Annotated in this window: 13 protein-coding genes; 9 read left to right on the forward strand and 4 right to left on the reverse strand. The window is 70.1% G+C overall.

Annotated features, from left to right (window positions below):
* Positions 1-84 precede the first annotated feature (84 nt).
* The 9 genes from ACN265_RS32035 (at position 85) to ACN265_RS32075 (ending at position 10,260) form a co-directional block, all read left to right on the forward strand.
* Positions 85-1,083, forward strand: coding sequence for an Hsp70 family protein (locus ACN265_RS32035; protein ID WP_421411088.1), 999 nt, complete (start codon positions 85-87; stop codon positions 1,081-1,083).
* Positions 1,080-1,862, forward strand: coding sequence for a TRAFAC clade GTPase domain-containing protein (locus ACN265_RS32040; RefSeq protein WP_421411090.1), 783 nt, complete (start codon positions 1,080-1,082; stop codon positions 1,860-1,862). The genes ACN265_RS32035 and ACN265_RS32040 overlap by 4 nt, the downstream gene beginning before the upstream one ends.
* Before the next feature lie 43 nt (positions 1,863-1,905).
* Complete coding sequence (locus ACN265_RS32045; RefSeq protein WP_421411092.1) at positions 1,906-2,943, forward strand: hypothetical protein; 1,038 nt, start codon at positions 1,906-1,908, stop codon at positions 2,941-2,943.
* Positions 2,940-3,977 (forward strand): hypothetical protein, encoded by a 1,038-nt coding sequence (locus tag ACN265_RS32050; RefSeq protein WP_421411094.1) that lies wholly within the window; start codon positions 2,940-2,942, stop codon positions 3,975-3,977. The genes ACN265_RS32045 and ACN265_RS32050 overlap by 4 nt, the downstream gene beginning before the upstream one ends.
* Entirely contained in the window at positions 3,974-5,842 is a 1,869-nt protein-coding gene (locus tag ACN265_RS32055) for a dynamin family protein (protein ID WP_421411096.1), read from the forward strand. Before ACN265_RS32050 ends, ACN265_RS32055 begins: the two co-directional genes overlap by 4 nt.
* Positions 5,832-7,283 carry a dynamin family protein gene (locus tag ACN265_RS32060; RefSeq protein ID WP_421411097.1) on the forward strand — a complete coding sequence of 484 codons (1,452 nt, stop codon included), beginning with the start codon at positions 5,832-5,834 and terminating at the stop codon, positions 7,281-7,283. Before ACN265_RS32055 ends, ACN265_RS32060 begins: the two co-directional genes overlap by 11 nt.
* Positions 7,284-7,320: 37 nt before the next feature.
* Positions 7,321-7,842, forward strand: a complete 522-nt coding sequence (locus tag ACN265_RS32065; protein WP_421411099.1) for a hypothetical protein — start codon at positions 7,321-7,323, stop codon at positions 7,840-7,842.
* Between the two features lie 427 nt (positions 7,843-8,269).
* On the forward strand, positions 8,270-9,709 hold the full coding sequence (locus ACN265_RS32070; protein WP_421411101.1) for a helix-turn-helix domain-containing protein: 1,440 nt from the start codon (positions 8,270-8,272) through the stop codon (positions 9,707-9,709).
* A complete protein-coding gene (locus ACN265_RS32075) occupies positions 9,706-10,260 on the forward strand; it encodes a GNAT family N-acetyltransferase (protein WP_421411103.1) in 555 nt (184 codons plus the stop codon). Before ACN265_RS32070 ends, ACN265_RS32075 begins: the two co-directional genes overlap by 4 nt.
* A gap of 171 nt (positions 10,261-10,431) precedes the next feature.
* On the opposite strand, the gene ACN265_RS32080 is transcribed toward ACN265_RS32075, so the two are convergent.
* The 4 genes from ACN265_RS32080 to ACN265_RS32095 all read right to left on the reverse strand — a co-directional run bounded on the left by ACN265_RS32080 (position 10,432) and on the right by ACN265_RS32095 (position 12,666).
* Complete coding sequence (locus tag ACN265_RS32080; protein WP_421411105.1) at positions 10,432-10,560, reverse strand: hypothetical protein; 129 nt, start codon at positions 10,558-10,560, stop codon at positions 10,432-10,434.
* A gap of 107 nt (positions 10,561-10,667) precedes the next feature.
* Positions 10,668-12,077: a ThiF family adenylyltransferase gene (locus ACN265_RS32085; RefSeq protein ID WP_421411107.1), complete on the reverse strand. Its 1,410-nt coding sequence runs from the start codon at positions 12,075-12,077 to the stop codon at positions 10,668-10,670.
* Positions 12,008-12,394, reverse strand: coding sequence for a hypothetical protein (locus tag ACN265_RS32090; RefSeq protein ID WP_421411109.1), 387 nt, complete (start codon positions 12,392-12,394; stop codon positions 12,008-12,010). The genes ACN265_RS32085 and ACN265_RS32090 overlap by 70 nt, the downstream gene beginning before the upstream one ends.
* Positions 12,391-12,666: a multiubiquitin domain-containing protein gene (locus tag ACN265_RS32095; RefSeq protein WP_421411110.1), complete on the reverse strand. Its 276-nt coding sequence runs from the start codon at positions 12,664-12,666 to the stop codon at positions 12,391-12,393. The genes ACN265_RS32090 and ACN265_RS32095 overlap by 4 nt, the downstream gene beginning before the upstream one ends.
* Between the last annotated feature and the right edge of the window lie 29 nt (positions 12,667-12,695).

Consider the following 12,695-nt stretch of genomic DNA (forward strand, 5'->3'; position numbering starts at 1 on the left):
CGATGCCAAGAGTCCGGTGCGGATACGTCGCAGACCCCATCAAGCGACGGGATCCGATCGCCCTCAGCGCGGTGGGATGGGCACATGACGCGGAGTGTGCACCGGGAGGCGACATCGACGTGGACCCTTGCCGTCGATGTCGGCGACACGACCACCGCGATCGGGCTGCCCGGCGAGACCCTGGTCGTCCAGTCCCGGAGAGCCGGCGATCCGCTGCCGCTCCGGTCCTTGACCGACCGGTCCACCACGCGTCTGGGCGACCGGGAGACGTCCACCGAGCGGATCGTCGCCGAGATGCTGGGCCGGGCCCTGCAGTGGGTGGTCGACAGGCAGCGGGGTGGGCCCCCGACCCGTACGGTCCTGGCCCACCCCGGCGGCTGGGACGACACGGACGTGGCCCGGCTGCGGGCCGCTGCCGCGTCGGCCGGGCTGCCCGGCGGGACGACCATGCCGGCACCGGTGGCCGCAGTGCACGCCGTGCTCGGGCCCGCGTTCCGGGGCGTCGCAGGTGTCCTCGACGTGGGTGGCCGGACCACGTCCGCAGCGGTCGTGCGGGCCGGTGGCGAACCCAGGTTGCTGGCCGCCGGTGCACCGCAGCCGATCGGCGGCGCCGACCTCGACGACGTGGTCCGCGAACTGCTGGGCGAGCACGGTGCCGGAACCTGGCCGGCGGCGATCGCCGCCGCGCCGTGGCCGTGGGAGGTCGCCTCCCGGGCCCGAGAGGAGCTGTCAGCGCGGACGTCGGTCCGGGTGCTGGAGCCGGGCGGCGGCGAGCCGGTACTGCTCGGACGGGCCGAGTTCGAGCGGCTGGCAGCCCCGCTGGCCGACGAGATGATCGGCTGCCTGACCACGGTCCTGGACGCGGCGCCGTCAAGGCTGGACGCGATCCTGCTGGTCGGCGGCACCGGCCGTACACCACTGTTGTCCGACCTGATCACCCTGCGGTTCGGTCGGTCCCCACTGGTGGACCGGCACCCGGACCTGGTGGTGGCCCGCGGCCTGACGGCCGCCAGACGGGCGCAGTCGACCGAGGACTGCGACGACGACCCGTACGGCCTCGGCGACCTCGGGGAGCACGCGTGAACATCGTCATGCTCGGGCACAGCGGGGCGGGCAAGACCTCCTACGTCTCGCTGATGTACGCCATGCTCAACGACGGTGCCGGTGGGTTCCGGATCACCGCGGCACCGGACGACGACCTACTATTGCGTTCCAACGCTGGCGAGATCCGGCGCGGACGGTATCCGTACGCGTCCAGCCTGCGCAGCAGTTTCGACTTCATGCTGCGCTACGCCGGCGCCGACGTGTTCCCGTTCCGCTGGCACGACAACCGCGGCGCGGCGCTGGAGGAGCGGGTACGAGACAGCCCGCAGGCCGCGGAGTTACAGGCCGACCTGCGTACGGCCGACGGCATCCTGCTCTTCGTCGACTCCGCCGACCTGCTCGCCGGGCGGGCCGACCGCGCGGTGCGGTCGCTGACCACCCAGGTCCTCCGCGCGCTCCACGCCCGCGGGCGGCGCCTCACCCCGCTGGCAATTCTGCTGACCAAAGCGGACCTGGTCGACTTCAGCCGTCCCGACGTCGCCGCGCGGCTGCGTGCGCCGTTCCGGCCGATCGTCGACACGGTTGCCCGGACCCTGCACGTGCAGGGCACGTTCGTACCGGTCAGCTGCGGGCCACAACCGATCGGGGTCCGGCTTCCCGTGCTGTGGATGCTGCACCTGGGCATCCTGAACCGGGCGACCTCGTTATCGAAGACCACCGCCACCACGGACGGGCGTGCGGAGGCTGCACGCCTGCGGCACCTCGTGGAGCCCGCGGAGCGTCTCGGTGAGCTGCTACACCGCATGGACCGGTTTTGACCTCGGAGGACGCATGCTGGACATACCGAAAATCGACATTACGATGCTGGGCTGGACCCACTCCGGCAAGACGGTCTTCTTGCTCGCGATGTACGCCGCCCTCAACCAGAGCATCGACGGCTACTACCTCTCCGCCGACCAGGACACCGACCTCGACCTGCGGGAGGCGTGGGAGGACCTGACCGAACTGGGTACGCTCCCGCTGCCCAACTCGGAGGTCCCGCAGAGTTACGACTTCTCCCTGGTGGAGAACCTGGAGACCCTCGCCGAGGTCAACGTCACCGACTTCCGCGGCAGCGCCGTACGCGCACGGACCGACTCGAAGGACGCCAAGCCGCTGCTCGACCGGCTGATCGAGTCGGACAGCATCTACGTGGTGCTGGACGGTCAACTGCTGCGCGACTGGCTCGTCGACCCGAGCGGCCCACCACCCCGGGACCTTCATCTCGCCAAGACCAACGACGTCCTGCTGCGTACGCTCAGGGCGCGGCAGGACGCCAAGCGGGAGCTCCCCTCCATCGTCCTGCTGATCACGAAGATGGATCTACTCACCGGTATTCCGGGCCTGCCGCGGCCCGCGGCGTTGCGCAAGGTCCCGGAGCTGCTGGAAGAGAGGGTTCCCGTCCTCTTCACGCCTGGCGTGACCGCTCTGCTCTGCCCGGTCAGCGTCGGGACCTTCGACGAATCGGGCGATCCACGATCGATCGCCGACTCGATCAAGCCGGTGGGTGTCGCCCGTCCCCTGGCGTTCTCACTGCGCCACATCCACGACCGGTACATCGCGCGGGAGAGCGCCCGGCTCAGGGGCCAGGAGTTGGCTCATGTCGCCGTCGAGACCCGGCTCGACGACCAGCGAAGCAGCATCTTGCGCCGCTTCTACAACCGGAAGTCGATCCGGATCGCCGAGGAGCTGATCCGCAGCGGTCAGCAGAGGCTTAGGAACGACACCGAGGAGCTGCGCGGGGTGGTCTCGATGGCCGACCGGCTCCGGGCGCAGGTCGGCAACCTGCCGGTCCTGCGCGACGGGAAACTCGGCTGGTACCTGTCGGCGAACGGCCACGGATACGGGGACGACGAGTGACCACGCCGCCGTCGCGTGACGTGTGGTCGCCGGTCGTGTACGGCCGGACGCTGCACGCCGACTTCTGGTGGCGGGCCGTGCCGGCCGGTGTCCCACGGCGGGGATGGCTGACCGACGTCGTCCACGCGTCGGTGAACAACGGCCGCCGGATCGCCACCGCACCGAGGTTCGCGCTCGCCCGGACCGACGACTGGGTGCTGGCAGGGGTCGCCTGTGCCGCCGCGGAGATCAGCACGGACTTCAGCCACCAGGGGCTCCGCCCGCTCTACACCTTCGTCGGCTGGGCGGGCCCGGCCGACGCCGCCACGGAGATCCCCCCCCTGCACCGTTGGCACGCGCAGTGGCGCACCTGGACGCGGGACAGCTACGACCGATGGCTGCGTGACGTGTGGACCCTGCCGTCACGGCAGTTGCAGCAGCCGCGCGACAGCGGTCCGGAACAGGCAGGATGGACATCGCCCGAGGAGGAGCTCGGGGAGCAGCCTGCGCCGGAGAGGTCATATCCCGCCGAACCGGGAACGGTGTGGCTGCTGCCGGCCACGGCCGGTCCGGGCCTGTGGGAGCAGGGGCGCCTCGGCACCGCCCCGATGCGGCTGGTGACCGGGTGGGAGAAGGCTGGGCACGCCCTGCTGGCCGGTACCACCCACATCACGGCCGCGGACGTTGACCTGCCACGGCGACGACCGCTCCCGACTGCCCGGACCGCCACCCCGCCACCGCCACCGCCCCAGGAACCGTCCACCGCACCGCCGCAGGCGGAGACCCGGCCCGTCCAGAGACCCCACTGCCTGCGCCGGACTGCGGCGAGGATACCGATCCTAAAGAGGTTGTTCGGCAAGGGCGAACCCCGCCACACCCGGCCGCACGGCGGACCTCCGGACACCACAGCCAACTACGCCGTTCCCCTCGCCGCAGTCGGTCAGCACGTCCGCGAGACACCCGCGCCGCCGATGGACGACCACGCCGCACGGGCACAGTTCGATGCCCACCCCGACTTCGCCGAGCCCGAGCAACCGGAGGACCGTCCGAGATGAACGACTCCTACGACCGCGCGCAACATCCGCTCGCCGGCCCGGCCGCCACCCTCTGCGCGGAGGCCGCCGAAACCGTCGCCGCCGCCGAACGACCCCCCGGCGAGGGACCGGGGTCCGCCGCGATCCTCGCCGAGATTGCCCACATGGCCCGGACCGTGACCACGGTAGTAGTGGCCGGCGAGCAGAAGCGCGGCAAGAGCACCCTGATCAATGCGCTTCTCGCCGTACGCGACCTGCTACCGGAGGACGCCGACGTGGCGACCACCACGCACGCCACGGTCCGGTACGCCGCCGAGCCGACGGCGGTGGCCTGGCCGTCCGGTGCCGATACCCCGGTGCCGATCGGGATAGCGGGGATCGCCGAGTTCGCCGCCGCAGACCCGGAGACCGGCGAGGTACGCCATCCCGACATCGTCGGATTGGAGATCGGCTACCCCGCCGCCGTGCTGGCGACCGGCCTGGAACTCGTCGACACCCCCGGTGTCGGCGGCCTCGACTCCGGGCACGGCCGGGTGACGATGGCCGCCCTGTCCCGGGCCGACGTTCTGGTCTTCGTGGTCAACGGCGCGCACGAACTGACCGCCTCGGAACTCGCCTTCCTGACCGGGGCGACCGAGCGAATTGACACCGTCCTGTTCGTGCTCGCGCAGACCGACAAGTATCCGGCCTGGCCCCGCCTGCTGGAGCGCAACCGCAAGCTGGTCGCTGCGCATGCCCGTCGCTACGCCGGGGCACCCTGGTTCCCGGTCAGCAGCCGGGCCGAATTGGACGCGGTCGACGCCCGGACCGCCGGGGATGACGGCCGAGCCGCGCAACGTGCGGCCGAGAGCGGGTTCGCCCCGCTGACCGCCGCGCTCGCCTCGATCGCCGACCGGGGGCGTGAGATCCGACTGGACAACGGTCTCTACGTGGCACGCAGGGAGGTCGAGGCGCTGCTGGCCCGCAGCCGCCGCGGGATCGGCCTGCTGGAACGCGACCCGGTGGTGGAGGCCGAGGCTGCCGACCTGAGCCGTCAGCTTGCCGAGGTGGAGGCCGCCGACGCCGCCTGGCGTACGACACTGCGTCGGCGTACCGGGGAACTCACCGACCAGTTGCAACTGGCCTTCGACCGCAGCATCACCGACCTGCGGAACCTCATGGACAAGAGGGTGGCCGAGCAGGACCCGCACCTGCTCGACGCCCTGCCCAAGGAGATCGAGGCGGCGGTGACAGGGCTCTGGTTGGACCTGGACACGGTAGCCGGCCGGGGCGTCGCCCAGATCGTCGACGAGATCGGCCGCGACTTCGGCGACTCCGGGCTGGCGGGCATCTCAGCCAACCTGACGCTGCCGGAGCGGCTGCGCGACCTGCCGGCCGTAGTGGCGAGCGAGCACGACGGCCGCGGCCTGATGGCGCACCTGGAGCGGTTCGGGCCAGCGCTCCGGACCGGCGGCCTGACCACCACGATGCTGGCCGCGCTGACCACGGGCGCGGCGATCCCGGTCCTGGCGGGCCTGGCCGTCACCGCCACGATGATGTTCCGGCGGGCCCGGCGCGAGCACACTATGCGGATCACCGCGGACGCGAACCGGCACATCAGTCGGATCATCGGGCTGGCGCAGGTGGAGGTCCCGTCCGAGTTCCGGCGCGCGGTGGAGAACGTACGCGTGAGCGTCGCCGAGCACGTCTCGGTACTCATCGCCGCCGAACGCGCCCAGCTGACCGCCGACGTGGCCGACCGGCAGCGGCTGCTCGAAACCGAGGACCGGCGCCTGGCCCAGCGTCGGGAGACGCTCGACACCGCGATCGCCACCTGCAGGGGACTGATCGAACGCATCGACGGCCTGCGCATCCGGCTCGCCACCGGTGACGGACATGCCGGCTGAGCTGCGCGACCGTCTGCGGCGGCTGTGCCGGGACGTGTCGCCCGGCCTGCCCCGCCCGCAGGCCCGCGTGGTCGACGCGGTCGCGCGCCGCCTGGCCGAGCCGGTGCTGCGCATCGGAGTCGCCGGCCGGCTGAAAGCCGGGAAGTCCACGCTCGTCAACGCTCTGCTCGGGCAGCGGCTCGCGGCCACCGCCGCCACCGAGTGCACGCTGGTAGTGACCCGCTTCCAGGCCGGGCCGCAGAACCGAATCGAGGTACGGCTGCGCGACGGTACCCGGCACACCGCGCTGGGCCGTCCCGGTGGCGGTGTGCCGGACGACGTGGGTGACCTGGGCGCGGCGACCGCTGACATCGCGGAGATCGTGGTCGAGGCGGCCAATGAGCACCTGGCCGGGACGCACGTGCTCGTCGACACCCCCGGCCTCGACTCGCTGACCGGGCTCGACCCGCTATCGAAGGCGGCGATCGCCGAGGTGGACGCGCTGCTGTTCGTGATGCCGCACCCCGGGGCCGGGGACGCCGAGGCGCTGCGCGAGCTAAGGAACACCGCCACCGCCGCCTTTACCGCGTCGAACATCCTGGGGGTGCTCAGCCGTGTCGACGAGTTGGGTTCCGGTGTCGATCCCTGGCCGGACGCTCGCCGGTTGGCCGCGGCGTACCGGCGTCGGCTGGACGGGTTGGTGCACGACGTCCTGCCGGTCCACGGTCTGCTCGCCGAGACCGCGCTCTGTGACGGCTTCACCGAAGAGGACGCGCGGATGGTCGGGCAGCTGCGCCGGGTGGCGCCGGAGGTGGCCGCCGCCGCACTGTACTCGGGCGCGACGTTCCTGGGCGACGCCCGGCTCGCACTCGACGGCCAGGCCCGTGCCCGGCTGCTGTCGATGCTCGGTGTGCACGGTCTGCGGCAGCTGACCGCACTGCCGGGGCCACCGGACCGGGGTGCCGTCGCGATGCTCGAACACCTGCGGGACGCCTCCGGCATCGACGCGCTCATCGACCTCATCGGCCGGCGCTTCGTCGACCGGGCCGATGCGCTGCGGTCGGTCGCCGCCGCCGCGACACTGCGGCGGCTGTGCCCGTTGCCGGTCCACCATCAGGCCCCGCAGGCGCTGGCCCGCCTGCGGGACGGCCTGCGGACGCTGGATCGCCATCCGGTGCTGCGCCAGGCACGGCTGACCGACGCGATGGCGGATCTGGCCGTCGGCCGGCTGCGGCTGCCCGACACGGAGAGGACAGCCCTGCTCACCCTCGCCACTGGCAACGGGGCTGGCGAGGCGCTCGGCGTCCCGGGTGCCGGACCCGCCGGGCTGCGGGCGGCGGCCGACGCGGAGATTCGTCGGTGGCGTAGCTGCGAGCGGACGCCGGACCGCACGGTACGCCGGCACGCTCGCCTGGCCCGCGAGTACTGTGAGGCGCTTTACTTCGCCGATGCCCTCACATAGCTGAGTTCTTACTATCCGTAGATAGTTTGATGTCGGTATGTCATCCCAGACGCCGCTGTCGCCCTTCGAGGAACTCCAGATCGCCACTAACGTCACCGCCTCCTTCCAGACCGCGATCCAGCAGGCCGACGCGAAGGGGGGCATTCTGGTCGCAATGTACGCCGGTGTCGTCGCGGTGGCAGCCACTGGCAACGCCGACCTGGTCCGGGCCCTCTGGCGGGGTAGCCACTTCAGCACCGGCCCGGCCGCACTGCTCTGGGTGACGCTCGGGCTCTTTGTCCTCGGGACGCTGGGCTGCGGCGCCTTCCTGTTCCAGGCAATCCGGCCCCGGCTGACACCCCCGGCGGGGGCGAACCGCTTCGCGTTCCCCACCGTCGCCATCTCGGTGCCGATGGCCCGTCCGGCCGTCCCGGATCAGCTCATTGCCGAGGCATGGGGGCATGCGGAGGCGATGGCGGTGATCGCCCTGGCCAAGTATCGAAACATCAGGTCGGCCCTGTACTGCCTACCGGCGATGGTCCTGCCCGCAGTGCCGCTGATCTGGGTCCTGCCCTCCTGATCTGATTGGTTGTGTGGGCCGAGAATGCGGAATCCGCGCACTACGGATCAGAAGGTTAGGGGTTCGAGTCCCTTCGGGCGCACAAGATCATGAGGGGTCTGACCTGCCGAAATGACGGTCAGGCCCCTTTGCTTTTCTGTCCCTTGTGGTGGGTTGGGTGCTCGGTGGGTGCTCGTGCGACGAGCATCCCTCACGTCCGGTCCTGTCTGGCGGTGTTCCCTCCGGTCCGGAGGCGTCTTGATCATGGTTGATCGAGTCGGTCCGCTTGTGTGGCTGGTGGGTTGCGGGCTTCCTGGATAGCGGGGTTTCGCGGTGTGCTGTCGGTTTGGCTGGGGTGTCCGGTGGTATTGCGGTGAGTTAGTGTCGGTTTGCCGTTGGTTATGGCAGTGGTGGCCGATGCTTCGATGTCGCTGGAGGGGTTTTCCTCGTGGATCCGCAGCAGCTCAGGGATGTGAAACGGGCGCTGGGTGGTGCGTTGGCGCGGTGGCGTCGGGCGCGTGGGCTGACGCAGGATGATGTGGCGCGGCGGGTGCACAGCACGCGGAGCACGGTGGCGAACGTGGAGTGCGGTCGTCAGGTAGTCGACCGGGTTTTCTGGGCGCAGTGTGAGTCGCTGCTCGCGGCCGGCGGTGAGTTGATCTCCGGTTACGACGACTACCGGTCCCTTGAGGTCCAGTTCCGGCGGGACAAGGCCGAGGCGGCCCGCCAGGCCCGATGGGCAGGGGTACTCGATCCTGAGACTCTCGCCGAGACGGCTTCACCCCGGGGGTTCCGGGATCATGGAGAGGTGCTGCTGGCGGAGCTTCGCGGGCCGACGGGCGGCGCGCGGACGGAGGGCGATATGCGACGTCGGATCGTGCTGCAGCACGCGTTGATCGCTCTGTCCGCAGGGGTGGCGGGGCCGGCTCTGGATTCGATCCGCGCCGGGTTGGCGTCTCCAGTGCTGGGGCATGAGCCGGCTGATGTCGACGTCGCGGAATGGGACGAGGTCGCCGAGGAGTACGGGCGCGGCTACTACAGCATGACGCCGGTGTCGCTGATGCTCCATCTGGCCGCTGACGTGGCGGATCTCCAGCAGACGATCGAAGCCAGCAGGGGTAGCCGCCGCGCGGACCTGTCGCGGGCCGGCGCGCGACTGGCGGCGATCATGGCGATGTCTCTGGTGAAGACGGGTCAGTTCCAGACCGCGCGTAGGTGGTGGCGTACCAGTCGGGCGGCCGCCGACGCCTCTGGTGACCCGGCTGTGCGGGTGTGGGTGCGTAGCCAGGACGCCGTCCACGCCCTGTACCAGCACCGCTCGACGCGGGCGGCGATGGATCGGGCCGGTGAGGCGGTGGCGATCAGCGGTGGGCGTGCTTATCCGGGCACGGCCGAAGCGCTCGGCGCTTGTGCGCAGGCCAGCGCCCTGGCCGGTGACGTAGCGGGTGCTCAGGGCTATATCGATTTGCTCACCGACGTGTTCGACAAGCTGCCTGACAAAGTGACCGCCGACACCGGGAACATCTATCACTGGCCGCAGCGGCGGCTGTGGCACACCGCCAGCTACGTCCACAGCCACCTCGGTCGTTCCCTGGATGCGCAGCGGGCGCAGGAACGGGCGCTGTCGTCGATACCCGATTGGGCGCCGGCCGCCCGTGCGCAGGTGCACCTGCATTCCGCGATGTGCCTGATCCGAGACGGTCACCTCGACGACGGCGCCAACCATGCACGACAGGCCATCACTGCCCTACCCGAATCCCGGCGAACCACCCTCGTTGTCCACCTCGCACGCGCGGCGCTGGACGCGGTACCCCACAGCGAACAGCGTCGACCGGCGGTCACGGACCTCCGCGAGCTGGTCACCGCCTGCGGACCGGTGCCCCGGTGACCGGACACGACGGCATCCGGCTACACCGCTGGGAGGGCGCTGACGTCGACCGGTTCATCGCCGACATGAGCGACCTCTACGACACGGTGTACGCCGAACCGCCCTACAACGGCGGCCCCCTGTTCACCCGGGACCGGTTCCAACAACGCACCGACCGCCAGAAGCAGACGCCAGGATTCACCCTCGTCACCGCCCACACGGGCCATGTCCTGGTGGGCTTCGCCTTCGGTCTGCCGTTCGGCGAGGACAAATGGTGGGGTGGCACCAGCACACCGCAACCCCCCGCCGAGGTAGTCGCTGGGACCAAGTTCGCCGTCATCGAACTCGTCGTCCACCCCGACTGGCGCGGCCAGGGACTCGGCCGCACCCTACTCGACAACCTCCTGGACCAGCGGCCGGAACGCTACGCCATCCTGCTAGCCGAACCCACCGCCCCAGCCCGACAGATCTACCACCGATGGGGCTGGCAGCAACTCGGCGACGTACAACCCGCCACGGATGCCCCCCACCTCAACGCACTCGTGCGCCCCCTCAAATCCGAAGCAGTCTGACGCTCAACTGCTCCACGTTCTGACGAACAGTCCATTCTGTAGTCGCATGCCCGCCTCGCTGGACAATCGGCGTCTGACGAGGCGGTCAGGTTCAACAGCGACTTCTCCCTCGTCGCTTCCACGGTCAGACTGTGGTCATGGATTTGATCACCACCGCCACGACCGCAAGGCTTATGACTTGACGCCGTCGATCGACCGGTAGTCCCACCAGCTCGGGCTGAAGTCGCTGTTCTCAGCGAACGGATACCAGATCACCTGGTCACCCGGTCCTGGTTGCTTCTCGATGAAGTCGAAAGTCACTCGACACATCCTATTTCGCGCACGGAGCGAGACGGGAGCGGCGGCATCGCCATGGCCGGGCGCCCGGCCAGCGCACCCCACGGTCGGCAAGATCGCCACTGCCCTGATCAGCTGTCACCGCGCCCGAGGTGCCCGTTCGGAGAGCACCATGGGCAGTCCTTGTCACGGCGTGGCATCTGGCCTGTGCGTTCGCGCCGTCTGGGCAGGTGGATCGTGGAGGTGGTGTCGTCGGGGTCGTGGTGCATGCCGGTGACGGCGAGCATGAAGTGGTTGATGGCCTCGGTGGCGACGAGGCCGTTGAGGGCGATGACGCTGGGTGCTGGAACGCTTGCGACGTAGCGGGCGGCAGCCCGTACGTGTTCGGGTTGCATGTCGATCGCGAGTTCGGTCGGGTCGATGAGGCCGTTGCACCACAGGCAGCCGCTTCCAGGAGCGATGAACCGGTTGACAGCGTGGATCTCGCCGACGACGCCGTCGTTCACGGGGATCTTGACGCCGATCTGCGTCGTGGGGATCAGGTACTGGTTGGCGGCGGCGTTGACCCAGTACCGGGCGGAGTGGCTGTCTGCGGCGAGGAAGATCCAGTCACAGGAGTTCAACGACTGTCTCGCCGTGCTGCTCTCGACTCGTTCCGCCATCACCGTCAGGTCGATATCCGGGTTCGCCCGACGGGCGTTCCGGACTGCGGGGAGGGTTTTCGGCCGGCCGACGTCGTCGCGTTCGGCGGCGAGCAGCCGGGGCAGGTTCGTCTCGTCGACGATGTCGTCGTCGATCAGGACGAGGCTGCCGACGCCGAGGCGGGCGAGGAATTCGACGAGGATGCTGCCGACTCCGCCGAGGCCGACGACGGCGACCCGCAGTCGGCTGAGGGACTCTTGGCCGAGCTGGCCGAAGAGCCTCGCCTGGCGGTCGTGCAGGAGCTCGGCTGTGCCGGCGTGGGCGGGGCGAGGCCGCAGGCGAATGAGGTTGCCGCTGGGGATGACGACCTCCGCGAGGTCGACGCGGGACCCGTCGGGCAACCACAGGTCACCGGCGGCGGCCTGGGCGGTGAGGACCAGTCCGCCGACGACTTGGCCGGTGATTTGTCGTAGCGCCGGGTAGCCCCGCTCGTGGCTGGCCAGGTCGATCCGGGAGAAGTCGACCGTGGCACCGCCGAGGTGGTTATGAATGGCGAGGTAGGCGAGTCCCTCTTCCCGTGCCCGGACTGCGGCGTCGCGTACGAAGGACGGTGCGAGGGCCCGGTACCCGGTCTCACCCGGCACATAGTCGACCCCGTCGTTGGCGAGGATCAGCTCACGGGCGAGCAGCCGGGGCCCGCGCGGGCCCTTCGCGCGGCCTGCGAGGATGACCGCGCCGTGTTCGTCCCTGTCGCCCCGGAACAGGTGTTTGGACAGGTCGGCCCACAGCCGAGCTGGCATGGTGAGGCTCCAGCCGTCCGCCGGCGGGTTCACTGGGTGACGAGCCATGTGATCACCTTCTCGGCCTTGAGCGCGGCGTTGTCGATCCCGGCCTGCCACCCGTTGGAGCGGCGGGATAGCTGCATGGCCGGCCGGTTCTGCCATTCGACCTGTTGGATGGCCTGCCCGTGGGGCTGCCCGTCGGTGCGGGTCAGCCTGCCGGTGTAGTGGGGGTACACGTCCGCGCAGGGATAGGCGGCGCTGATCTGGAAGCCCAGCCACGTGGTCGACGGGATGTAGCCCGGGCCGATCTCAATGTCGTTGACGATCACGAAAGCGCCGCCGGCGCCGTCCGGGGTCACCTCGACCGGCTTGCCGGCGAAGTGTTCCCGGACGGCGTCGACCGCGGTGGTGACCGCCGGGGTCGGCTCGGTCACGAGTTGTCGTCCGGCGCGACCGCGAGGAACTCCTGGTGAGGGTGCACCGTGATGGTGTCGTCGTCGCCGATGACCTCGTAACGGTTGCCCCGCTTGACCGAGAGCTGGAAGTTGGGCTGGATGTGGACGCCCTGGGCGACGGCGGCCTGCTTGATGTCCAGGCCGCTGAGCCGGCGCTCACGCAACTCGACCTGCTGGTTGTTGACCGAGACCGTGATGGTCTGGGGCGGGCGCTGGGTCTCGTGCACGCCCTTATCGATGCTGCTCGTCATGTTGATCTCCTCGGGTTGAGTCCTCACAT

The sequence above is a fragment of the Micromonospora sp. WMMD730 genome, assembly GCF_049178955.1.
GTDB lineage: Bacteria > Actinomycetota > Actinomycetes > Mycobacteriales > Micromonosporaceae > Micromonospora > Micromonospora wenchangensis.